Here is a 24,451-nt window from a genome sequence, read left to right on the forward strand (position 1 = left end):
CGCCTTTAAGATATGAATGGAGATTCTGTCTCTTCAAAAATGCTGTCAGCGCCTAACTCCTTGAGGTCTTCCAGTTTCTCTGATGAGATGTTCCCCCATATATAGAATCCCCTGAATTCACCAACTGTCCTTGCCCAGAAGTCACTTTTTTCCTCATAAAAGATAGGTATGTTAATTGAATAGTCATATAATGTTCTTTTGAGATCCCAAATCGATAATTCATTATCTGTCAAAGATTTAATCTCTTCAAGAATATCCTTCCATGTTTTAAAGTCCTTTTTTATCAACTCTGCGAATAGTTTTTCTGTCTCAGAGTCAGAATACTGCATGACAAGATCCGGTATGAATACCTTATAACCTGCCATTTTCCTGAATATCTTCTGGGCCTGGCTTTTCTTTTCAACTTCAAAGTAGTCAAGATCCTCTAAAATATCATGGATCCTCTTCTCATAAATTTCCCTAAGGCTAAATCCATTTATTCTGTAATCAAATGTCTCATCCACCATCCTTTTTTCTTGGCGGTAATCAAGTAGCTGGCCTTCATAGTCCCTCAGAACATGAATAGTTGCCTTTAAAACCTTAGCGTCGTAGATTCTTTTTGTTCTTTTATCGGCACCTGTGAATATTATGATGTTAGGGTCCTGGGATGAATAATGCCCATGCCTATTTCTATAGACTCTTCCCCATCTCTGTATCTGGCTATCAATGGTTGAAATCTCTGTTATCATAATATCAAAGTCAATGTCCACTGATGCCTCAATCATCTGGGTTGATATAACAATTAAACGTTCTCCTTTTTCCTTCTTTTCCTTTATATCTCTTATTCTCTCTGATTTCTCATTTTCAAGGATTCTTGAGTGGAGAAGATAGGCGTTTTCATCTTCTGAGTGATTCCTGTAAAGTTCGATTGCTTTTCTAACATTGTTCACAACAATAAGGATGTTTTTACCGCTGTTATCCTGGATGAAATTTTGAATCTCGTCTGAAGCTTCAAGTTCATCATCAAACATGGGTTTATCTATAAGTTTGAATCTGTGTCTTTTCATGTCAAGATTCTTTATGTTATTGTTGGTTGCTGTGGCAACATCGACGACCCTGAAATTCATTGCTTCGAAGAAGCTAGTGAAGTATGGTGGAAGGGTTGCTGTCATCACGAGTACATTCCCTTTAAGGTTATTTATTATTCCCAGTGTTTTTATTATAATTGCAGCCATTTCCTCGTCATAGGTCTGTATTTCATCTATCACAACCGAAGAGAATGGGTAAGTGGAAATAACTTTATCTGAGCCAAAGTAATTAAGGGATGTTAAAAGTGTCTGGTCAGGTGTTGTGAGGAGTACGGGTGAGGACAGCATCCTCGCAGATGTTAACATGGCATCAACATCAATTTCTCTTCCACCCTTTTCTTCCTTAAGGTACTCAATGAACGCGGTTGAGTGGAGAATATCTACCCCTAAGGGTTCAAAATATCCTTCATTTCCCCTTAGCCTCATGAAGATATCGTTAAGTGCCACCCTTAATGGGAGGGTGTATAATAGTTTCCTGCCATTTTCAGCCGCCCATAAAAGTGAAAATTCCGTTTTCCCAGATCCTGTTGGTGCAATGAGGATCATTTTATCACTTCTTCCCACCTCTTGCAGTAAGTTTGACTGCCAGACATCCTTCCCGAACCGGGATATGATCCTCTCATTAACATCCAGATACACTTGTGGATCAAAGGATTCTATTCTGGTATCCGCGCTTGCTGAGTAATCTGCCCTCCTGAGAATCCCTGAAATAACGAGGAAATCAATTGAATCCTTTTCGGGCTCGTAAAATGCCGCCATCTCAGAGATGTCATCATCATATTCTCTTATCCTTCTAAGAAGTTCTTCTGCCCTTCTAAAGTCCATGCTGGATTTCAATAAATGAATGGCTGAATCTATAAGTTCTGATTTTATGGTTGATCCTATATAATCAAGGACTTCAAGCAAAAATCCTTCGAGAACTTCGCCTTTTTCAAGTATAAATGAGAGGTATGTTTCAAAAGTATCCTTGTAGGTGAAAACGAGTTCCATCAGATCCTTTTCATTTATGAAGTATTCATTGTAGTGGTGGAGAAGTATGGCTGTCCTCATCTTTGCATCAACATCATCATTGCCCATGAGAAAGATGCTCCATATAACTGATAGAATTTCATGACGGGGAGATCTCTTAATGGACTTAAGTGGTGCCAGAACTTCATCGATGAGTCTCCAGGATTCTCCTTCAAGTTCCTCCTGAGTCATGAGTTTTCTCTGGAAGTTATAATCCACCTTTCCAAGGTCATGGATAATTGCTGCCATTGCAAGACCAGAGAATGTTCTATCATCAATATCATATGTAAATCTATCCTTATTTTTATTAAAGAAATCATAGAAATCATTTATTCTTTCAACAGTCTCCTTTAAGTGTTCTTTCAGAAGGTAATTTGGTTGGTCGCTGGACTTAGCCCTTAAAGTATCACTCAAATTCATCATAGCCACCCAAAGTTAAGAGGTATCTTGAATATGAATCCATCATTAAGTCTAAATTTCTCAACCATCACCCGGTCCTCTAGGAATATTACCTGGTTCATTCCGGTGTACATTACATTCTCGAATTCGGGGACCCTTTCTGTTGAGGGATTCAGCTCGGCCTTATTTGATATGATGCTACTGCCCTTATTTTTGAAGAGGACCTTTTTAGGTATGGAGTAAACAGGGAACCTCTTATCCCTTATCGGAAAGAAAGTATCTTCATGTTCAAGTTTTATGTATGTTGGGTATGTTAGCCAGAGGTTGCTCTTCACCTCCCGTTCCTCCACATCGAATGTGTTGTGAATACGTCTTATGAATATTACGTCCTCTGCCCGGCCAAGATAAAGGGGTTTGGCGGGTCTTTTAAGGCATTCCTCAATTTCCCCAATTATGTCTCTATCTCCCCTCAAGAATATGTAATAATGTCCATTGAAAAGTTCCTGCTGGTATGATGGGCTTCGCTGTGATTTCTTGTTCTCGTTATAAAGGGGATAGCCTTTATTCCATAATTTCAGTCTCCCCCTATGGGTTACCATCTTTATATCTCCCAGAATAAAGCTCTGGTAATTCCAGAAGAAACTTTCGAAGAGTCCGTGGATGCTAACCTGAACTTCGCTGATTCTTTCATCATAGTAGTTACCTGTTGCGTTCTGTAGCATCCCTACGATGGTTGATTTGGGGCTCAGAGGGTATGTCTGTGCGTAGTCAAAGGTGAATGGGTTTCTGTACTGGGCGAATGGCTGGAATACTTCGATTATAATGGTTTTATCCATTTATATCCCCTAATTATCATCTGTTTTAATTTCTATGCTTGGATCAGTGAATACTACCACCTCTGAAAGTTCGTCATTCCCTTCAAAGATTTTTTCTACAAAATCGCCGGCTCCCTTAACATCTGAAGCTTCCCCTTTTAAGCCCTTTATTTCAAAAATTGGTCTCCTCGTCTTACTTGTTAAATGCTTCACCCTGAGTATACGACCACTGTCTGTCTCCCGTTCTTCTATTTCATCGTATTCCTCCTCCCTATATTCATCCAGCAGGGAGATCCTGTCCCTGAAGGTCTCATAGGGGGAGTCCCTGTAAAGCCCTATTACAAGTAATTTGGGGGATAAATCCTCATTTCGAGCCTTTATGCTTCTTTTAAGATTCATAACTGCAGTTATAAATGATTTAACTCGTTCTTTGATTTTTTCTTCGTCCTTAAGGCGATATCTTATCACGTAAGTCTTATCAATTTTATCAAATTCGCATAATTCAACTGATTTTGACTGGCGTATCTTCTTTTTGTTTTTTCTGTTCTTCAGGTGGATGGTTAATCCATTACCATCTTTATCATTCTCAATCTTTTCAGGTTTGAATGTTTCATCATTTACTGTTATCTTACTATCCTCAGAGATGTAGATCTCAAGTTCTCCGATACTGTCGACGTCCACAACTATTGAATACTGGTAGAATGTTTCATGCTCCTCCGCAGTGAAGGGGTTTGGTTTCATTTCACCGTAACGTTTGCGCATACGGTTTGCCAGACCTATGTTTGCATTGAAATGAGCATCGTACATGAATGGTGTCATGGAAACCGCATGGCTAAGTTTAACCGGGGCTGTCCTGAAGTTCTGTGGTGTTGTCTCAGTTATCAGATAACCGAAAAGGTCGAATTCAGGAAAATTAAGTATTTCGCCTGAAAGCAAAAACTCTGTGGCTGGTTGTATCACAGTTTTATCACCAGTGCCTGACTTTATGAGATTCCCGGCATCCGCGACTTTGAATATGTTCATCTTCTCTGCTGTATCAAGGAGGCTGTACCTCAATGCATATCTACTTACCATTGTGTACTGCCTACCGTCCCATTTCGTTATCTTCTTCAATTCCTGATAGTTTCCACTTCCCTGGTCATAGTTCAGAGAGTTGCCATAAAAGACAATATCCATAACGATGTACCTTGACATTTCAATCACCTTTATTCGCAGCCATTATACCTAAAATTATAGAGTATGCAACCTTCTCAAAATTTTCCTGGTTCAGCGGATAGATCCACCCCAACTTATTGCACAACATTTTAATGTTTTCGTCACCTTTTCTTGAATTGAGTGTCCTCAGAAGAAATGAAAAAAACTCTGTCTGATTATTTGTCCTTGCAGTGTTCAACAGCTTGTATACGAGCCTTTGACGGTAGCTCTCCGAGCCTATATTTTTAAAGGCGCGCATTGAGTATCTCTTTATCTCCTTATAATCTCTCCCTGAGATTGGTTTCATTTTCTTCGACATTATATTCCTCCTAAAAGTCCTGTGATAAGGGCGGTAGCATATAAATCCCATGTGTCGTCATTCTGAAGGATTCTTTCAAATAAATAACTATTCAAGTACTTTAGAGCATCTTTCTTGGGAGTCAGGACCTTCAGGAGGGTGTTTACAAATAGATACTTGTTACCCCTCCTTATTATCGATACCAAGGGGTGTAAAATGTTTTCCCTCTCGCTCTGTTTTATGAGTTCTGAGATGTTCCTGCGCGCCCTGTTCATCTCATTATAGGAATCCTTTATCTTTGAAATAGTTTCTTCCATTCTGGGGGAAATTTTAAGGGGATCCTCAAAAACCAGTCGCCCCTGTTGTGAAAATAATTGTGAATCCACTGCAAGAGCATAGAGAAGTGATTTAATATTCCGCTGGCGGGTATTTTTATTCGCTCTGAGGATTATGTGATCCATTATAAATGGTTTAAGTCGCCTATTTTTAATTAACTCCTCTAAAAGCCATTTATATTCGTTTTGTCTGATCTGAAGCCTTCTGTTAAGGCTTTCGCGTATGGTATCATCAAGAATGATTGTTGAATGAATCCTGGAAATTCCGATATATTCAACATCAATTATTCTCTGGGTCTGACTGTCAATGTTAGCGTACTTTATGAAGTACATGTTCTCAAGGGTCCACTCAGATTTTAATTCTACCACAGCATCTATGACTTCTTGCCAGGTGGCACTCAAAAGCAAGCTCGTATCTTCTATCCTTGATTTTTTAATCTTTAACCCTTTATTTACCTTGTATGTGATTTCAATGTCATTAGAATAGAAAAGAATATAACCTATACCATTAAAGAATTCGAATGCCCTGTCAGAACAGAGTAGGTATATAAAAAGGTGTTCTGTGAAGTTTTTTAAGTGTTTGCTTGCTATGGGTGCATAGTAAGTATTCCCCGCCTCTTTATAGGACTTTAAGAACTTATTCACTGTTTTGTCTACCATCTTAAGTATCTTCTGATCAGTTATATTGAAAGTCATCACATCGTAAAGTCCTTTCCTCTGTTTTTTATAACCTGAGGAAGGATTGAAGAACAGAAAATTCTTATAAAACTTGTTGTCTATAGGTATTCTATAAAACGAATCCATTTCATCAGGCGTTTCACCCCCACCTATAACGTCCTTTTCCCAGAACTCCCTGAGTAGAGCTATGAATTCAGTCAGTCTGGTTTTATATAAAGCAATAGAATCAGAGAATTCTTCATTAAAATCAGAAAGATCCTGAGATTTGATTTCTAAGATTTTATGAATATCCTCTGTATACTTTATATTCTTGTGTCCCAATAGCTCCTTTAATTCATCTTCGTAATTGGCAGTTAAATTTAATTCAAGTTCCTTGATCTTTTCAGCAGTTACCCTGAGTTTTTCAGGTAATTTAAATTTTCCAAATTTAACTTTTCCCACTTCAGATTTTTTCTTTGGGAGGATTTTTTTAATTTTGTCTTCTACCCATAGGTTTTCAGTGGCCCTTGTCACATAGTTATTCCAGGTGAAATCGAAGATCTTTTTTTCTGATTCAAAGTCCCTTCCTAAAATTTCATCCTTAAATTTGTCTATAAAATCAGATGAAACAGGATCAGATGATGACTTTCTTTTCAATTCTGTGTAGATGTATGCAAAGGGGAAAAGACCATAGTAGACTGCTTTTTCATGTTTTTCAACCAATTCCTGGAGTTCCCTTATGCTGAAGCCATAGACATCCTCCATGAGCCTTACAAAACCCATTATACCTGCATCTATAAACCAGTTACCTGTAAATTCAAGGTCTGAGCTCCCTTTGAATTCATATTTCATGATGACACCACCATCCCGAATCCCATGCTGTTCTTCTCACCGAAGCCACAGTCGTATCCAAACTCTAGAAGTCGTGGGTCACCCTCTACCCGGAACTTCATGTGATAGGCGCGATGGTATGTCTCAGAACCCTCCTTAGGGATCATGATTCTCTTCCTCTTAATGGAACTCTGATAGGGGATAACCTTGAGGTATTCATCCCCATCATAGTCCCCATAGAATTCCCTGTATTTCCTTACAAGGTTCTTCTGCATGTTCTCATAGAATTTAAGGTCATTAGGGTTGACATCCCACTGTCTTAGTTCACCATTATCCTTCTTCACCGTCTTAATGATTATCGGAGATAGTGTCCTGAACTTCATGTTCCTTCTGAATTCAGGGGGCTCAAGGAACTCCACATACTCCACCTGGACCTTTCTCCTCAGAAAATCAATTTCTGGTTTATCGATAAACCCCTCTACAAGGTTCTTGATGAGTTCATGATTCGGTGATGATATGAAAAGGTGGAATCTACCATCCTCTGATACCAGGAAGTTCTTGTAGGTTTTTCTCCGAAGTATGCTGAGCTGTGAGAACGTGAAGAATTTAAAACCAGCTCTGGAGTGGAGTTCACTTGCAAGGTCAAGGTCAGCTATCCTTCTGTAGATTATGGAGGATACAACGTGATTGTAGTTGTATGGAATCTTGAATGGCCTCATAGGTGATTTGAGTTCAATTTTCAGTCTTACTTCAATCCCTCCAGAGTATAATCACTGTGATTTAATTAGAAGCTGAAATATATAAATTTGACTATTCAATAAAAATAATAAAGTTTTAATGTGATGTTTCATCCTTCACGGATATGTTTATTTTCATGTGCATCATGATTCATCAGTCCTGAGACCCCTCCAACCCTGAGAGATGAAAATCTATTTTTCTCTGCTGGACATGATTTTTAAGGATATCATAGAAGATAGTCATACGTTAAGCTCAGATTTCACTAATATAAGGTGACAAGAACATCCAGTTTTTGCTGTCTAAATTTCTTTTAAAAGATTACTTAAAATCATTTAGTGCAACCTAGCTTATTAGTTTGCCATTTCACTGTTAAGCCAATATCCATCAGGTAAAAATCCTCTAGATTCTCTAAAGGGATATACCTGAAATCTTCAAGTTCACCTATCATTGGCAGAGAATTCAGGCCTTTATCCTCACCATAATTTATAGACAGCGAAAAATCATTTATATATATTTTGAGCCTCATTAGTTCGCTTTTTCGAATAAAACGATCCATTTGCATTATATTATCAAGTTCTTCCCTTATAGATCTCGCTTTTTTGTCTAATTCCACAAATATGGACATACTTCTCGTCTTTTCTATAAGGGCAAATTGAGAAGTTTCCTGAAAATTAAGGCACTTTAAGCTCTCTATTAAATTTAAAGATTCGTCGAATGACCCTCTTTCTTTTAATAAGAGGTAATATTTTTTTGCTGATCTAAATACAAAGTCATTTTCTGACACCTCGCCCTTCATATCTTTTAAGATAATTTTTGTGGAATCTATAAGAAAAGGATCATAGACATGTTGATATAAAAAGTTCCCTTTCTCATCCTTAACAATTACAATATTCACCTCACCTTTTGATCCACTATAGTTTCTGTTGCACCTCCCTGCTGTCTGTATTATTGCATCTAACGGTGCTAAATCCCTATAAACTACATCAACGCTTATATCAACTCCTGCTTCAACCAACTGCGTGGTTATTATAACCTTTCTTTTATTATCTTTTCTAATTCTTTTTATTCTTTTGAGTCTGTACCTGGGCAGAATATATGTAGACATATTGATCAGTTCAAGGCCAGGGAAATTGCATATACCATCACCATCAACACAGCTTCTTGATTTGATATCATTGCACAATTCTTTTTTAAGATAACAGTAGAGTTTCTGGGATGATTTGACCGTGTTCAATACCACCATAATGTCTTTATCATCCTTTTTTATTTTTTCAAGGATCATTTCTTTAAATGAATCAAAGTCCAATGGATTCAAATTAAAATTAAATACAACCCTATCAAAGGATTCAAAATAAAGCTCCTTATCCTTAACTAATTCTTTTATTTCAGAATCATCGAAAATCAAGGGTTTTGTGGCCGTCATTAGTATGAAATAGCAATTAAATTCAAATGCGAGATGTTTAAGAACCATATTTATAAGATGCCAATATTTATGAGGTATTGACTGAATCTCATCCAGCAATATAACCGAATTTACTATGTTATGGAATTTTCTGGCTGCTCTGTTTTTATTTGTTAATATACTATGGAAAAGCTGAAAAAAGGTCGTTATTACTACCTCTGAGTGCCATCCCTCTGTTAAAATAAGAGAACTGTTAATATCTAGCAGGTTCAATTCATTGTTCCTCAGTTCCCTGTATTCTATATCTGCAAGATGGTGGTGTTTAAGCAATAAATTCGATGGAATCTTTGAATTTCTTTTAAACCTATCAGAACTCAAAATTTCCCCTATTACACTTGCATTCTGATCTATTATGCTTAAAAATGGTAGTGAATAAATTATTTTTGGTTCAAAACAAAAAACATTATTTAATCTTTCCCGAAGACCCAGTGCAAATGAAAATCCTGTAAGAGTTTTACCTGTGCCGGTAGGTACATTTATTGAGAGAATTCTATCCCTTTTTATATCAATCTCTCCAAGCCTCTCATTGACCTCCTGATAAATCCTCTCTCTTAGTTTATCCATTGATCCTCTCTGGATGGATCTGAACCTTTTAGCCTTGTAGTCATCTACGAGGTCTTTGCTCAGGTTTCCAATTCTTGAAGGAATTTTACTACCCGATGCATCCATTTTGTCTGAATCGAGGAGTACTGAGTAAAAAAATAATATTTCAAAATAAGCTCTAAGACCCCCTTCCCTGGCAAGTTTCCTCGTTTTTTTATATATTTCGCCAACTAAAACGTCAAATTCTTCAAAAAATGTGTTTAAATCTAAATCGTAATCCTCAAAGTCAACCAGTATTTCATTATAAATATTTTCTATTTCTTCTTTTTTATGTTTGATATCCTCCATCTGTTCCTTTATAAGCCTTATTTTCTTTTGATCTCTCAATTTACGCGACTCTTCCTTTATATTCCCAATATTTGTATGATGTCTGCTTATAACGATCCATGAAACAGATGGAATATACCATAGCTCATCTATCCTATCAGTCTTGATCAAAAAATCCTTTACAATGAAGTATCCAAATAATGATGATAGAAAACTGTGACTTGCTTTTTTTGTCCTCTTATTGGTTATCAGCATTTTCTGGAATGCTGTAGTGGATTTTCCAAAGTCATGAGCGGCTCCTATCAAATAGGATATATCACCCATGAGCCTTTTATTCTTTATAAACTTTGAATTAATGATGTTTCTTGATAGCGTTGCCACATTTTTTAAATGGTCCGCCAATTGCTTATCAGGATGAGAATAGAGTTTAGAGTAATACAATGTTATTCTCACCAGCCCTGTATATCTCTCCTCCGGAGGCCCCCAATGATTTGCCATTCTGTTCAAAAAGTACCCTTTCATATTTTAAAACCCTTCGATCAGGGCCCATAGTTAGAGGTATGTTTTCTATCGTCCACCGCATTCCTCTCTTCAGATCTTCTTTATCTACTTTGAAATCTTTATTTCTAATAACGGTATGGACATATTCATTAGAATCCACCTTATAAACATCCACCTCTCCTTGGAACCTGAAGTTCAGAATACATTCACTGATACCCATATAGGGTGTGAATACACTTTTATGTTCTTCAAGATGAAGTCTGAGTTTCCTGTAGATTTCAAGATCTTTTAGCCATACGTAAATCCTATAATTCGGATCCTTAATAAACTCAAAGGGAGTTGGAGAGTGTGGATGCGATTTATTATCCCAAAGGAAGAACCCATTAGAGGTGTTAATCAAATTAATGTTTATATTGATCTTTTTTATGGGTTCCAAAATTTTTATAGCGTACTTTACGTTATCGTTTGAAAAGATTTCATAATAGGAGTCTCTTTCAAAACCCAAAATAGCAGCTAACAATCCATTTAAAGATGTCTTGGGTGGGATTGAATATGTTAATGGGGAAGTTGTGGTCTCTATCTTTCTAAAATGACCGTAATCTCCCCATATATCAAACACAAGTACCTTATCTATTTCCATGGTGCTCACATTATAAATCCAGTGTTTTCAGTTCAGCTATCTCTCCAAGTTTTTGAGTGAAATCTATTGTTTCAGCTCCATCAACAAATTCAAGCTCATCATCAACCTTAAGTTCTATTCTATCTATCTTTTTCTGATTATCCTTCAACGTTTTAAATAGTTTTGAAACATCTAATTTGAATTCTGACAAATCCCTTATCTCCCTTTCATCAATGCCCTCTGTTATTAACTTTATCTTCCTATCCAAATCACCTATATGGTAATTATTTTCTTTATAAATGATTCTGAGTAGCATTCGTGGCATCTGACCAATCTTTGACCTTGTAATAAGATTTTTGGTCCCGTTCCAGAGACCATCAAGCAGCAGATAGATGTCACTCTCTTTTAGGAAAGTCGTGCGAGCTGCATTCTCATTGATGATTCCATAAAATGCTATCAGTGAGTATGGTAAAATTTGGGTCTCTATAAAGGTTCCTTGCTGGGCCTCCGCCTTTGATGGCATGACACTGGTGCCCTTTATGCTCCTAACTTCAACTTCGTGTAATGATCTTCCGAATTTAAACTGAACTGGACCCGTAAAGGTTATGGACCGTCCCCCCTTTTTACCAGATCCCTTAAGAGCTATGGTTGCACCGAATAATCTCATATCAATATATTTTTCAAGAATTAATCTTTTTTCTTCCTCAAATCGTTTATCATCCTTTACTTTAAGTTTTTTCAGGTCTTGCTGAAGTTCTTCTATTCTTTCTTCTCTAGTTTTTTGCGTGCCATCATTCTTTACATCCTTTATTACAAATATATCCTCCCCCCTGAAGTTGTGCAGATAATCCCTGATAGTCCTTTTTAGTCTCAGGTCAGTCACAATGTTTATATTTCGCTCCGCATCTATTCTGGGTTTGTTTTCATCTAAAGGATCTCCGTTTGGATTTGCATCCTTCACATCATATAAAAACAGGATTTCAGATCTATTTTTTATAAAATCATTCATGGTAAACACCCTTTTTTTCTTTAAAAGCGCCTCCTAAATTAATTCCAAGAGCAAAATAGTAGCTTATATCATCCTTTGATAGTTTCCATCCGCTATTTTCAGTTTCAATCAAATATTTTGAAACTTCCTCCTCCAGTAGTGGGTAAGCAACCCGGTATTCCCTTAATTTTTCTGTTACTTCTGGCAGTAATCTTCTGATATCCCTCCTATCAAGCTTTAAACCCTTCAATTTAGACCTGAAGGGAGTGGATTTTCGCTGCGCATACTGTACATCCAATAGAAATTTCGTAAGTACTCCCTGCAAAAACACCGCCCTTTTCTCAGGAGTATCAAACACGTTTTCAAACTCCTTGAAAAACGAGTCAATCTTGCCAACAACTGTATTCTCCACTTCACCTGAAGAATGTCTTAATTTATCCATATTATTTACCCCCAATAAATCAAGTCTATTCAAAAACTCCAGCAAATACAGTGATTTCAAGCACAACAACTTCTCTCCAAAATCCCTATCGTTCACATGCTCAGTTCTTATCTGCTTAATAAAAAAAGAGACAATTAATCCTCTATTTAAACTTCTCTGAGCTAAAATATTGCCCACAGTATCAAGGAAGAAGTTATCATGATCTTTAAAGAAGGTTTTAATTAAGCCCCCTAGAGTCATATCCCCCCTACTCTTACCATCCCATGAACCATCAATCAGATCTCCAGACCATTTGTCACCCAAGATCATCTTTAATTGTTCCTCTTCAAAAATGGATTTTTCTACACCATAAAAAGCCTCAAAAAGCGCTTTTATCCATGAAGGAGGTACATCCTCAACGTATTTATGTATATCAAAATTATCTCCCTGCCCCCTTTTATAAAAAACAAATATAAAAACGAGGAAATCCTTATTTTCCTTCAGTATATCCAGTATATCATCTTCCAATGAAAGCAAGCTTCTACTTTTCAGCCTCCTTTCATCATCTTTTATCTCCTCAATTAAAACATCATTAATGTCTCCAACCACGTAGTAAGGTATAACATAGAAGTTATATTCAAAAAATGACTTTGAAAGGTAGTTATTAATAAATTCCTTGCCAATTTCTAAGTTTATACCACAATCTTCGCATAGGGGTAATTGTTTCCAGGAATTTTCCTGGACAAAATTTGAAGCAAATCCCTTTTTCATAACTGTATAAACAGAAAAAGGCGATGCGAAGCCATAGACCTCCTTAGACTCCCCGCAGAGATAACAGGTTCCTACACCTTTAGAAATAATTTCCTTATCAAATTTCCTCTCATAAAATTTCTTAAGAGATTCTTCCCGGAAAATTTTTTTGAAGATTTCTATGTCCCCCGGGTATTTCTCAGCCTCACCCTCCCTTATTTTTACTGTAAAAAGAGTATTATTTATTTCTCTTTTAGGTATCTCCTCAAGGATGGAAACGATGTCTTGTTTAATATCTTCTGATAAATCCCCGTTTTTGTCAATAACCACATCATTCAATTTTTTTATTAATTCATCGCCCCAGAAGTTATTCTTTTTTCCCGCATATGTTATGAACCATTTCTTCAATCTATCTATTAATTTATCAGGAGTTTGAACCCTAGAAGTCGGAACAGTGTCCCACAATCGATGCCTGAATTGTCTATACAGATACTTATCAACCTTTTGAGCGGTGAATTGTTCCAGATGAATTCCTTCATACTTTAACTTATGGTTTTCCTTTATAAAAACCGCGCATATGACATGTTTGATTCCAGAAAGTTTATTAGCCTCTATGAATGCCCTTTCAGCACTGATATTCTCATAAATCCTGAGATATTTCCCCAGATCTCGAACAGATGTTAACATTCCAACCCCCCTTAATAAAATGTTATTATTACATTATATAACTATAGAACATTTTTCATGAAAAAGGACCTTTCCAGATTCTCTGACATATCTAAACTCTCTCAAGTGTGTTCAAAGCTAAAAATTCAATTTTTTAACTCCACTTCAACTCTCCTACATATAACTCATATTTTAATTTGATGTTTAAATATATAAATTTGACTATTCAATAAAAATAATAAAGTTTTAATGTGATGTTTCATCCTTCACGGATATGTTTATTTTCATGTGCATCATGATTCATCAGTCCTGAGGCCCCGCTAGGGATGAGATTCTGCTCCATCCCCTTAAAAAAATAGTAACTTTGAAAATTGAAATTACATGGATATTCTGTCTATTTTAAATCAGAAAAAACAATATACTCACCATGCCATGCCAGAAACGGAATTTCCATACGATACCGCCTATTTTAAAGCTGTCTCCAACAGGTCTGCATATTCTATGCAATTACTTATTAATAAGTTTTTAATATTTATGATTTATGGTTAGGATACACTGATTCCTCTGGGTGAAGTGTGACGGTAGATTTCCCCATCCTCCTATGAAACCTGACAGTAATGGATCACATCAGGTTCTGCTCCTTCCTGCTGAAGAGGAATGCTGCTGCCGAGACAGAAACCACTGCAAAGAATGTTATAACGGCAAGGTTAAGGCCGAGGGGGAGGACCGACTCCCTGAGTATGGTGAACCTGAGGGCGTCAACAGCATAGGTGAGGGGGTTGATGTAGACCGCGCCCTGCAGCCATGCCGGGAGGCCCGTGATGGGGAACAGGGCCCCGCTCAGGAGGAATATCGGAAGGACTATGAAGCTCATTATAAGGTTGAACCCCTCCATACTATCCGTGAAGGCCGCGATAACAAGGCCCAGCCCGCCGAGTCCCATGGATATTATGAGGGCTATGACCATGCTCACGGCAAAGCAGGCCGGGGACATGGTAACACCCACTATGAATGAGAGGAGGAGGAGTATGGCTGCCTGAATCATGGAGGCTGTGCTTATACCCAGGGCCTTCCCTATAACTATCGCCTGCCTTGATACCGGGGCTACGAGGATCTCCTTGAGGAAACCGTACTGCCTGTCTATTATCACCGAGACCCCCGAGAATATTGAGGTGAAGAGTATGGTCTGGCCGATTATACCCGGGTAGATGAAGGCCCTGTACCCCCCTGAAACTCCTCCGAAGCGTACAGCGGCCCCCAGGCCGGTCCCGAATATTATGAGCCACAGCAGAGGTGTCACAACCGACGTCACTATCCTTGACCTGTACCTGAAGAACCTCTTCATCTCACGGAGCCATATCGTGTATATACCTTCAAGTTCCGGCATCGGTATCAGGCCTCCCCGCCTATACCTGAACCCGTGTACTTTATGAAGACATCCTCAAGGGTCGGGTGCTCCAGTTCAACCGACCTGATGTAGAATCCCCGGGCCGCTGCGAAGTTCACTATCTCGGGTATTAGGTTCTCGCCGGCCTCCACCAGCAGCTTTATCTCATCCCCTGAGATGAAGGCCTCCCTGACGTAGTCCTGTTTACCTATGAGTTCATAGAACTCCCCTGCCCTGTCAACCTTCACGGTTATCTTATCGGCCCCGAGCTCCCTTTTAAGGTTCCGGGGTGCGTCGGCCTTTATTATCCTGCCCCGGCTCATTATTGCCACCTCGTCGCAGAGTTTATCGGCCTCCTCCATGTAGTGTGTTGTGAGGAGCACCGTGACGTCCTCCTCCCTGTTGAGCTTCCTTATATACTTCCATATGCTCTCCCTGGTCTGGGGGTCGAGTCCGAGTGTTGGTTCATCAAGGAAGAGTACCCTGGGGTGGTGTATGAGGCCCCTGCCTATCTCGAGCCGCCTCTTCATACCTCCAGAGTAGGTCTTCACGTATTCATCCGCCTTGTCACCGAGGGCTATGAGTTCAAGGACCTCCTCTATCCTCTGTTTCCTTATATCCCCCGGGACTCCGTAGAGGGCTGCGTGCATTTCAAGGTGCTCCCTCCCTGTGAGGATATCGTCAAGGGCCCTTGACTGGAATACTATCCCTATGGACTCCCTCACCTTCTTTGACTCCCTCACAATATCGTATCCATTCACCCATCCCCTCCCTGATGTCGGGTGGAGGATGGTGCAGAGCATTGATATGAGCGTAGTCTTACCTGCCCCGTTGGGTCCCAGGACACCGTATATTGAGTCCTCCGGGACCTGGAGGTCAACCCTGTTAACTGCAAGGAAGTCATCATACCTTTTGCTTATGGCCTCTGTCTCTATAATGTTCACACTGGACCCCCTCTTGTTTCATGGATTAATCTATGGGTAATACTATTAATATGTGGTGGGTTTGTTGTTCTCCCCAGGCCATCAGGGGGGCCTTAGGATCATTTAAACTTTATTCTGGGTGTTCTGGATCCATGAGCAGTCCCATTATGCAGGATGGGGACACTGCGAACCTTGTAGTGGCTGATGACGGCGTGGGACTTCCTCCGGATTTTGACCCCGAAAGGGACGGTAAGCTGGGGATGGAGCTCATGATAAACCTTGCAGGGCAGCTTGGAGGCCGGCTTGAAATAGATGGCTCGGATGGTGTCCGCATAGGGGTCAGATTCCCCCTGGATAATTCAGAAACTGATGTGCCACTGGACGAATCATAGATCTTAACGGTTTTCATGATTAAATAATTTTTGCTGTTAAATTTTTATAAAAAATTATAACTGAATGTACCATCCATATTGTTATATGGTGATGGTATGATACTTGAAACCGTAAAGTCCGGGGGAATTTCACATAACTCCTACTTCCTTGGTTCCGGTGGTGAAGCTGCGGTCATAGACCCCAGGAGGGATGTTGACGTCTACCTTGACCTTGCAGAGGGGCACGGCATGAACATAAGGTACATCTTCGAGACCCACCGGAACGAGGACTACACCATCGGGTCCGTGGAGCTTGCACGCTACGTGGATGCGGAGATACTCCATGGCTCTGCACTGGACTTCAGGTACGGTACGGCTGTGGTGGATGGACCTGAAACCGAAGAAAATGAACAGATCCTTCACAAGCTTCAGGTACGGTACGGCTGTGGTGGATGGTGACACCTTTAAAGTCGGGTCCCTGGAACTGGAGGTCCTTGAAACTCCAGGCCATACATATGAGAGCATCTCAGTGGCTGTAAGGTACCCTGATGTCAGCGATGATGCCATAATGGTGTTTACGGGGGATGTGCTCTTCGCCGGTGAAACCGGGCGTGTTGACTTCTTTGGCCCTGAAAGGATAGAGGAAACTGCGGGGCTCCTCTATGACAGTATACATGAAAAGATTCTCACCCTGGGTGACCATGTCCTTCTCCTGCCTGCCCACGGGGCGGGATCTGTGTGCGGTGCCGAGATAAGGGACCAGGACGTTACAACCATCGGCTATGAGAAGCTCACAAACCCCTACCTCTCAATGAGCCGTGGGGAGTTCATTGAACACAAGAGATCAGAGAGGCTCTACACTCCCCCATACTTCAGGAGGATGGAGGAGAACAACCTGAAGGGGGCCCCGGTTGATAACCCGTACCTTGAGGCCCTCAGCGTCCCTGAATTCAGGGAACTTATGGATGATGGTGCCCAGGTGGTTGATGTCCGCAACCCCGCTGGATTTGCAGGCGGACACGTGCCCGGGAGCATTAACATCTGGCAGGATGGGTTCGCTGCCTTCGCCGGTTACTTCCTCAACTATGAGGACCCCCTGGTCATCGTGGGTGAGGGCCATGGCCTGGACCCTGTGAGGAGGTCCATGATAAGGATCGGGTATGATAACATGGCCGGCTACCTTGCAGGTGGATTCCAGTCATGGTACATGGCTGGTAACGAGGTCAGTAAGCTGGATGCCCTTGGGGTCCATGAGCTCGCTGAGAGGCTTGATGAATTCAGTTTACTGGATGTCAGGAAGATAACTGACCGTGAAAGGTTCCATATTGAGGGCTCGGAGCACATCTGGGTCGGGGATCTCCCCGGGAACATTGACAGTGTGCCTGAGGGGAACCTTCTCATCTACTGTGACTCTGGCTACAAGTCAACCATCGCTGCAAGCCTACTGCAGGGACACGGGGTGGATGCGGCCACGCTCCTGGGGGGTATAACCGCCTGGGTGAGGGCGGGTTACCCTGTGGTGGAGGGTTAGCCTGTCCACTGCACGGTCATGGCACCATCCTTAAGGACCCGTAAAACACTGGAGGTGACAGATCATGGGAATAGTTAAGATACCCCTCATGAGCAGGGAGGAGTATGATGAATTCATATCAGAGAACTTCATGAGCAGGATAGCATTCAACGGGGAATACCCCTACATAGCCCCGTTCCTCTACGTCTTTGATGGTGAGCACATCTACTTCCTCTCAACAAGGTACGGTAGGAAGATAGAACTCCTGCGGAACAACCCCTGTGTGGCTGTTGAGATAGAGAACTATAAACCTGACCTTTCAGAGTACCGCTTCGTCACACTGCAGGGCCAGATAGTTGAGGAGACGGAACCCGGGGAGGTTGAACGTGTTAAGAAGATGTTCGCTGACCTCATAGAGACCAGGAACCTGTCAAGGAACATCCTTAGGGCCCTGGGTCATTCACCCGAGGACCCCCTTGCCTGTCTCGTGAAGATGAACAGGAGCCATGTCTGGAAACTCGTTGATGTGGTTGATATAACGGGGATAAAGAGCGGTTAGTGAAGGGTAAATTCAGGTCCCCTGACTTATAAATAATTTTTTTAACCCTCGGACCCTTGGTGGGATGGATCACTTAATTCTTTTTAAAAACAGTTTCAGGGCCAGCCGTCTCTATAGGTGCAGTTTTTAGAGGAGAAAAAGAAGTAGGGTTCCAGGTGGTTCCACCTGGAACATGGTTAGGGGGATGAAAAGGTTAGGGTGGTTTTTGAAGGAGTTTGTGTCAAGGTTGGGGGGATGAACATCTACCTCCTTCACCTACCCTAATGTTAACTGCCCTTCACATACACTAAAGTTTTTATGTGAACATCTTCACCTAGGCGGGTTGGGGATGTGAATTTCACCTTCATGCCATTATATGGGTCCCTTAACCTGGAGGGATCATGGTTTCGACCATCATATCAGTCCCATCAGAATCCCTGTCAGGGTCCTGCTTCCGGCTGCGAATGCCATGAAGGTCACCGCCATGCCGGTCTTTATCAGCCGGGACACCCTGGAGGCCGTTTCAACATCCTGTTCCCTCAGGATCATCAGGGCAGCCCTGAGGAACACTGCTATTGCAGCCATGAGGACCGGAAGGTAGAGTGCAGAGAATATGCCCATGAAATAGAGTACCGGACTTGTTAGGCTGGCTGAGAACATGAATACAGCTGCAAGGATGCCTGAAACCCTCATCCCATATTTTATGGGGAGGGTTGATGCCCCGTTAAGCCTGTCGCCCCGGACATCCTCCATGTCCTTAACTATCTCCCTTGCCATGGTCATGAGGAAGGCGTAGAAACCGAGGTAAATGGATGTGGCAACCTCACCCACAACCACGCCACCAAAGACAAAGCTGAGGCCGGTCAGGAATGATATTGTGACATTACCCACAAGGCACTTCTTCTTGAGGCTCCATGCATAGTAGACCATGAGGAGTGAACTTGAAACCACTATGAGGCCCGGGATGGTGCCCAGGTAAAGGCCCAGGAGGGAGGCTGTAAAAAATAGGGCGGCGGAGTAGATCCCTGCAGCCCTCCGGCTAATCCTCCCTGATGGTATTGGGCGGGATGGCCTGTTCACAGCGTCTATTTCATGGTCAAAGTAGTCGTTAACGGCATTACCTGCCCCTGTTGCGATGAACACAACGGCCGATGCAACAATGACTGATGGGTCAGAGCTGCCTGCGATGAGTGCCATGAGTATTATGGTTATAACCGCCATAAGGGCGTTTACTGGTCTGAGTATCTCAAGGTACGGGTTCAAGGTGATGCACCTCCATATGGGTGTGATAAATGATTCTATGCTCCACTTTAAATCAAAAGTCACTTATAGAGTGAAATACTTCATAGTCTCTATGAACGGCAGTGATGTTCTTGGACTTCTAATGGTATATGTGTATGTTGCAGTTTTATTACTTGTGTCTGAGAGGTTACCTGAGGATAAACCAAATCTAAGCCGTAAATTCATACATATAATGGTGGGTAACATCCTTTTTATACTTCCCCTCTTTCAGAGCCGATTTGTAATCACATTCCTTGCAGCAGCCCCCTTCATAGTCCTCACCTTCCTTATAAGTCCCTACTCTCCCCTTAAGATAAAGCATCGCGCCTCATCCTACGGCCATGGCCTTGGCCTTGTATACTACTCCATATCCTGGACCCTAATGGCGTATATCTTCTTTGACAGACCGTGGATCACCGGGATAGGTATAGCTGCAATGTCCTATGGTGATGGATTCGCGAGCCTCACAGGCCAGCGCTTCGGTAAAACCACCTACAGTGTGCTCGGTGACAGGAAGAGCCTTGAGGGGTCCCTGGGGATGTTCCTGGTCCTCCTGGTCACCATCCCCCTGGTACTCATATACTACTCCCAGAGGCCCAACCCCATCATCATCCTCCTGGTTGCCCTTACAGCAACCCTCCTTGAGGGGCTGACACCTAAGGGGCTTGATAACCTGACGGCATGCTTCGGGGCTGTTGCAGCCTACCTTCTGACCACAGGGGTGGGTCTATGAGGTTCATAGTTATTGATGGACTTGATGGTGCCGGTAAGGACACCCATGCCGAGCTTATAAAGAGGAGGTACCTCTCAATGGGTGAACGGGTGGTCTTCAGGTCACACCCCGAGGATGACAACCCCTACGGTAGGAGGGCCAGGAGGGCCCTCCTTGAGGGTGGGAGGATAAACCATATCCGTGCATCCATATTCTACGCCCTTGACGTTATAAGTCCCTCTGGAAGTACCGGTGGCGATCGAATCCAGGGGCTGATACGCTGATATTCTCAAGGTACCTTATGGGTGTGGCCTATCTCCCTGAGTTCCTGGCTGTACTGCTCTACAGGGTCCTCTACAGGGTCCTGCCGACAACCGAGTACATGTTCTTCCTTGACGTCTCACCCGAGGAGTCCCTGAGGCGGCTCATGGAGAGGGATGAGCATGAGATGTTTGAAAACCTTGAGGACCTCAGGAAGACCCGTGAGAAGGCCCTTAAACTTGCGGATGGATGGTACATTATAAACACCGAGGACCCCATCGAGGATGTTCAGAGGAGGATCGACAGGATCCTTGACAGGCTGGATATGAGAAACTCGGAGGATCATGGGGCCGGGACAGTGAAGGGTGCCCCGGCTGAAGTACCGGAGGACCTGAATGAATAGGAGTACTATCCCCACACCAGAACCCAATCCCATGCTAAGTACCGGAGGACCTGAATGAATAGGATAACATGCCTTGTTGAGGATAAGCCATCACACACACTCATGGGGGAGCACGGACTTTCCCTCTACATTGAGGGTGAAAGGGACATCCTCTTTGACACCGGTCAAAGCAGCCTCTTTGCAGAAAACGCGTCCATCCTCGGCCTTGAACTGGGGGTGCAGATGCTGCCATCATATCCCATGGACACTATGACCATGGAGGCGGCCTCAGACACTTCATGGGTATCAACGACAGTGCAGAGGTGTTCATGGGGGAGGGGGCTTTCAGGAGGCGTTACGCGGTTGAAGATTCTGTTAAACGGTTCATAGGTATCCCTGAAGTTAAAAGTGAGCGTATAAACTTTGTGGGTGAAACATTACCCCTGGGGGATGGCTACACCATCCTGAAGGACTTTGGGGGAAGGTTCGGGAGGCCCGCGGGTAACCGGACACTCTTCATGGAAGCCGGGTCGGGACTGGTACCTGACAGCTTTCAGGATGAAATCGTCCTTGTCATCGAATCCGGGCGTGAGGTTCACATTATAACCGGCTGCTCCCACAGCGGGATCCTGAATATTGTTGAAGCCGCCTCTCAACTCTTCCCTGATAGGAGCATCGGTGTCCTTGCAGGGGGGTTCCACCTTTCAGGTGACGTCAGCGGGGTTGCCCGGGGACTTGCGGAATTCAAGGTCCGTGAGATCTACACCGGCCACTGCACATCAGAGGAGGCCCTCCATGAACTTGATGACATCCTGGGTAATGTCAGGCCCCTGCGACCCGGGACCGTGATAGAACTCTAGGCCGTAACAGGCTTATGGTGTGGAATAAGGGTTCAGGGACCTGCAGTACCGTGATAAAACTCTAAGCCGTAACATGTGCAGTGGACTGTAGTAAGATCAGATTCCATGACAAAAACCCATAACAGCCCCACTAAACTGTAATAAGATCATATTCCCTGACAAAAACCCATAACAGCCCACTGAACTGTAATAAGATTTTAGTTCACCGGTAGTAAAACTTATTAGTTTAATTTAACATAAATGGTAACATGAGATGGCGTCTCCTGTTAATTTTTCTACTTGCAGCTGCCCTTGCAGGCACTGCATGCGCACATCAGCCCAGACTTGTCACTGGTACGGATGTTACAATTAAAAACCCTGAAGTATCCCAGGCATTCTACGGAAAGCTCACGGGAAAACCCGTCTATTTCACGGTGAGTTCTGATAAACCCTTCAGGTTATACGTTAACATACTGGTCCCCTACTCTGTGGATTCCAGGCCTGTGGCTGTTGATATCCTCAGGGATGACGGCACCCTCATCACGACCCTCCAGGGTAACCTCACAGAATGGGAGCCGTACTTTGAAGAATTCGGCGGCGACTCCTACTTCAAGGGGCCCGAGTTCAACCGTACGGTGGAACCTGGAACCTACCGTATAAGGGTCCGGAGCCAGACAAACAGGGACCCCTATGTCCTTGCAGTGGGGGATATTGAATCCTTCCCACCGGCAGAGGCCCTCAACGCCCTCCTGCTCCTCCCTCTGCTTAAGTCCGATGTCTTCGGCGTGCCTGTCCTCCCCCTTTTCATGCAGTTCCTTGGTATGGTTGCGGGTATGGGGGCATTCCTCGCCATCCTGATCTTCTCAAGGAGCGGGAGGGGGTCCTCTGAAATATACGGGCCCCTTAAGCGGCTTGGATGGGGCGGTATCCTCCTTCTTGCCCTGGGATGGGCCCTCACCTACATCACAAACCCCCTTAACATAATGGGGAACGTTGAAAACATTGTCCTGCTCCTTATAGTTGTCCTTAACTGGAGGTTCAACAGGGGGCTTCCAGGTTACCGGCGGTTTTCAGGGCTCTTCCTCTTTATACTCTGGATGATACTCCTCTTCATCAGAGCCTCACTGATAAACTACTGAAACACCCTATACTCCGGATGATACTCCCACTCCAGAACATCAACTGATAAAGTACAGCAGGGAAGGGTGGTTTTGTCCTTTCATGGCCTGGCCTCATGGAGGACCCCAGAGAACTCCACATTGATGGTGTGCTGCATCATGGTGGTTCACCATCCCCCATTTTAGAGACCTCCATTCAGAGGTGTGTCCCGGCGAAAGATTTAATAGTTTAATATGCAAATCTTAAAAAGTAAGTTAATCAATTCATAGCCTTGATTTTATGATTACCATAAATCTCTGAAAGGTGTTTCAATTGGATAAGATAAAGATCGCTATAGTAGGTGTGGGGAACTGTGCCAGCTCCCTTATCCAGGGGATATATTATTATCAGAAAAAGGGTGCTGATGATGCAATAGGCCTCATGCACAGGGAAATCGGCGGATACGGTCCCGGGGACATTGAGGTGGTTGCAGCATTCGATATAGACAGGAGAAAAGTGGGTAAGGATTTAAGTGAAGCCATATTCGCACCCCCGAACTGTACAACCGTGTTCTGTGATGTCCCTGAGACCGGTATTAAGGTTTCAATGGGCCACGTCCTAGACGGGGTGGCCCCGCACATGAAGGATTACCCTGAGGATCAGACCTTCGTGGTTGCGGATGAGGAGCCCGTGGACGTTGTTGAGGTCCTAAGGGAGAGTGGTGCTGAGATACTCCTCAACTACCTCCCGGTGGGGTCAGAGGAGGCTGCCAGGTTCTATGCCAGGTGTGCCCTTGATGCCGGTGTTGCCTACATTAACAACATGCCTGTATTCATTGCAAGTGACCCTGAATGGGCCGGGAAGTTTGAGGAGAGGGGGATCCCCATTGTGGGTGATGATATAAAGGCCCAGCTCGGGGCTACGATAACCCACAGGACCCTTGCAAACCTCTTCAAAAGGAGGGGTGTGAAGCTTGACAGGACATACCAGATAAACACGGGTGGAAACACCGACTTCCTTAACATGCTGAACCGTGACCGTCTTGACTCAAAGAAGGAGTCAAAGACAGAGGCTGTCCAGTCAATACTGGGTGATGATCGCCTTGAACCCGAAAACATCCATATAGGTCCAAGTGACTACATACCCTGGCAGAAGGATAACAAGATCTGCTTCCTGAGGATGGAGGGGAGGCTCTTCGGTGATGTTCCAATGAACCTTGAGCTCAGACTGAGCGTTGAGGACTCTCCTAACTCAGCGGGGTGTGTCATTGACGCCATAAGGTGCTGTAAACTGGGAATCGAGAGGGGTGTTGCGGGTCCCCTGACATCCATATCAGCCTACACCATGAAGCATCCGCCTGAACAGTACACCGATGATGAGGCTGCGAGGATGGTGGATGAATTCATTGAAGGGAAAAGAGAAAGATAAACATCTATTTTTATAAATGAATCTGAGGGGGAAAAATAAGTATTTTAAAAACCCCCTGATTTTGAAGGGGAAAGAGAAATACATCCCTTGATGGGTTGTCTC

22 protein-coding genes and 1 pseudogene are annotated in these 24,451 nt (G+C 42.8%); 10 read left to right on the forward strand and 13 right to left on the reverse strand.

The window, feature by feature from the left end:
- Positions 1 to 5: 5 nt before the first annotated feature.
- The 12 genes from cas3 to FZP57_RS07175 form a co-directional block, all read right to left on the reverse strand.
- A complete protein-coding gene (gene cas3 / locus FZP57_RS07120; protein WP_191216143.1) occupies positions 6 to 2,495 on the reverse strand; it encodes a CRISPR-associated helicase Cas3' in 2,490 nt (829 codons plus the stop codon).
- Entirely contained in the window at positions 2,495 to 3,310 is an 816-nt protein-coding gene (gene cas5 / locus FZP57_RS07125) for a CRISPR-associated protein Cas5 (protein ID WP_074359366.1), read from the reverse strand. Before cas5 ends, cas3 begins: the two co-directional genes overlap by 1 nt.
- Positions 3,311 to 3,319: 9 nt before the next feature.
- Positions 3,320 to 4,483 carry a type I-B CRISPR-associated protein Cas7/Cst2/DevR gene (cas7i, locus tag FZP57_RS07130; protein ID WP_074359367.1) on the reverse strand — a complete coding sequence of 388 codons (1,164 nt, stop codon included), beginning with the start codon at positions 4,481 to 4,483 and terminating at the stop codon, positions 3,320 to 3,322.
- A 1-nt stretch (position 4,484) separates the two neighbouring features.
- On the reverse strand, positions 4,485 to 4,802 hold the full coding sequence (locus tag FZP57_RS07135) for a hypothetical protein (protein ID WP_074359368.1): 318 nt from the start codon (positions 4,800 to 4,802) through the stop codon (positions 4,485 to 4,487).
- Positions 4,802 to 6,625, reverse strand: coding sequence for a hypothetical protein (locus tag FZP57_RS07140; protein WP_074359369.1), 1,824 nt, complete (start codon positions 6,623 to 6,625; stop codon positions 4,802 to 4,804). Before FZP57_RS07140 ends, FZP57_RS07135 begins: the two co-directional genes overlap by 1 nt.
- Entirely contained in the window at positions 6,622 to 7,323 is a 702-nt protein-coding gene (gene cas6, locus FZP57_RS07145; RefSeq protein ID WP_074359370.1) for a CRISPR-associated endoribonuclease Cas6, read from the reverse strand. The genes FZP57_RS07140 and cas6 overlap by 4 nt, the downstream gene beginning before the upstream one ends.
- 347 nt (positions 7,324 to 7,670) lie before the next feature.
- Entirely contained in the window at positions 7,671 to 10,172 is a 2,502-nt protein-coding gene (locus FZP57_RS07150) for a CRISPR-associated endonuclease Cas3'' (protein ID WP_238338023.1), read from the reverse strand.
- Positions 10,102 to 10,815, reverse strand: coding sequence for a type I-B CRISPR-associated protein Cas5b (gene cas5b, locus FZP57_RS07155; protein ID WP_074359811.1), 714 nt, complete (start codon positions 10,813 to 10,815; stop codon positions 10,102 to 10,104). Before cas5b ends, FZP57_RS07150 begins: the two co-directional genes overlap by 71 nt.
- A gap of 10 nt (positions 10,816 to 10,825) precedes the next feature.
- Entirely contained in the window at positions 10,826 to 11,803 is a 978-nt protein-coding gene (gene cas7b / locus FZP57_RS07160) for a type I-B CRISPR-associated protein Cas7/Csh2 (protein WP_074359812.1), read from the reverse strand.
- Complete coding sequence (gene cas8b / locus FZP57_RS07165; RefSeq protein ID WP_191216145.1) at positions 11,796 to 13,640, reverse strand: type I-B CRISPR-associated protein Cas8b/Csh1; 1,845 nt, start codon at positions 13,638 to 13,640, stop codon at positions 11,796 to 11,798. Before cas8b ends, cas7b begins: the two co-directional genes overlap by 8 nt.
- A gap of 601 nt (positions 13,641 to 14,241) precedes the next feature.
- Entirely contained in the window at positions 14,242 to 15,006 is a 765-nt protein-coding gene (locus FZP57_RS07170; RefSeq protein WP_191216146.1) for an ABC transporter permease, read from the reverse strand.
- Positions 15,007 to 15,011: 5 nt separating this feature from the next.
- The gene (locus tag FZP57_RS07175; protein ID WP_074359373.1) at positions 15,012 to 15,950 is read right to left on the reverse strand and encodes an ATP-binding cassette domain-containing protein; all 939 of its coding nucleotides are present in this window, start codon (positions 15,948 to 15,950) and stop codon (positions 15,012 to 15,014) included.
- Positions 15,951 to 16,081: 131 nt separating this feature from the next.
- On the opposite strand from FZP57_RS07175, the gene FZP57_RS07180 reads away from it, so the two are divergent.
- The 4 genes from FZP57_RS07180 to FZP57_RS07190 all read left to right on the forward strand — a co-directional run bounded on the left by FZP57_RS07180 (position 16,082) and on the right by FZP57_RS07190 (position 18,369).
- A complete protein-coding gene (locus tag FZP57_RS07180; RefSeq protein WP_145924544.1) occupies positions 16,082 to 16,321 on the forward strand; it encodes a hypothetical protein in 240 nt (79 codons plus the stop codon).
- Positions 16,322 to 16,417: 96 nt separating this feature from the next.
- Positions 16,418 to 16,759, forward strand: a complete 342-nt coding sequence (locus FZP57_RS09530) for an MBL fold metallo-hydrolase (RefSeq protein ID WP_238337885.1) — start codon at positions 16,418 to 16,420, stop codon at positions 16,757 to 16,759.
- Positions 16,686 to 17,831: a rhodanese-like domain-containing protein gene (locus FZP57_RS09760; RefSeq protein WP_370518318.1), complete on the forward strand. Its 1,146-nt coding sequence runs from the start codon at positions 16,686 to 16,688 to the stop codon at positions 17,829 to 17,831. Before FZP57_RS09530 ends, FZP57_RS09760 begins: the two co-directional genes overlap by 74 nt.
- A 64-nt stretch (positions 17,832 to 17,895) precedes the next feature.
- Positions 17,896 to 18,369, forward strand: coding sequence for a pyridoxamine 5'-phosphate oxidase family protein (locus FZP57_RS07190; RefSeq protein WP_074359375.1), 474 nt, complete (start codon positions 17,896 to 17,898; stop codon positions 18,367 to 18,369).
- 393 nt (positions 18,370 to 18,762) lie between these two features.
- Here FZP57_RS07190 and FZP57_RS07195 read toward each other — a convergent pair whose 3' ends face one another.
- Positions 18,763 to 19,611 carry a UbiA family prenyltransferase gene (locus FZP57_RS07195; protein ID WP_074359376.1) on the reverse strand — a complete coding sequence of 283 codons (849 nt, stop codon included), beginning with the start codon at positions 19,609 to 19,611 and terminating at the stop codon, positions 18,763 to 18,765.
- Between the two features lie 70 nt (positions 19,612 to 19,681).
- On the opposite strand from FZP57_RS07195, the gene FZP57_RS07200 reads away from it, so the two are divergent.
- From FZP57_RS07200 to FZP57_RS07220, 6 genes and pseudogenes are all read left to right on the forward strand, one after another.
- Positions 19,682 to 20,362, forward strand: a complete 681-nt coding sequence (locus tag FZP57_RS07200) for a diacylglycerol/polyprenol kinase family protein (RefSeq protein ID WP_238337886.1) — start codon at positions 19,682 to 19,684, stop codon at positions 20,360 to 20,362.
- A pseudogene (locus FZP57_RS09655) lies at positions 20,359 to 21,005 on the forward strand (thymidylate kinase). Before FZP57_RS07200 ends, FZP57_RS09655 begins: the two are co-directional and overlap by 4 nt.
- Before the next feature lie 54 nt (positions 21,006 to 21,059).
- Positions 21,060 to 21,374, forward strand: coding sequence for a hypothetical protein (locus FZP57_RS09540; RefSeq protein ID WP_238337887.1), 315 nt, complete (start codon positions 21,060 to 21,062; stop codon positions 21,372 to 21,374).
- Positions 21,284 to 21,844 carry an MBL fold metallo-hydrolase gene (locus FZP57_RS07210; protein ID WP_238337888.1) on the forward strand — a complete coding sequence of 187 codons (561 nt, stop codon included), beginning with the start codon at positions 21,284 to 21,286 and terminating at the stop codon, positions 21,842 to 21,844. Before FZP57_RS09540 ends, FZP57_RS07210 begins: the two co-directional genes overlap by 91 nt.
- 248 nt (positions 21,845 to 22,092) lie before the next feature.
- Complete coding sequence (locus FZP57_RS07215; RefSeq protein WP_191216147.1) at positions 22,093 to 22,962, forward strand: hypothetical protein; 870 nt, start codon at positions 22,093 to 22,095, stop codon at positions 22,960 to 22,962.
- Between the two features lie 292 nt (positions 22,963 to 23,254).
- Positions 23,255 to 24,349 carry an inositol-3-phosphate synthase gene (locus tag FZP57_RS07220; protein ID WP_191216148.1) on the forward strand — a complete coding sequence of 365 codons (1,095 nt, stop codon included), beginning with the start codon at positions 23,255 to 23,257 and terminating at the stop codon, positions 24,347 to 24,349.
- Positions 24,350 to 24,451: the final 102 nt, after the last annotated feature.

This window comes from Methanothermobacter sp. THM-1 (assembly GCF_009914355.1).
Lineage (GTDB): Archaea > Methanobacteriota > Methanobacteria > Methanobacteriales > Methanothermobacteraceae > Methanothermobacter > Methanothermobacter wolfei.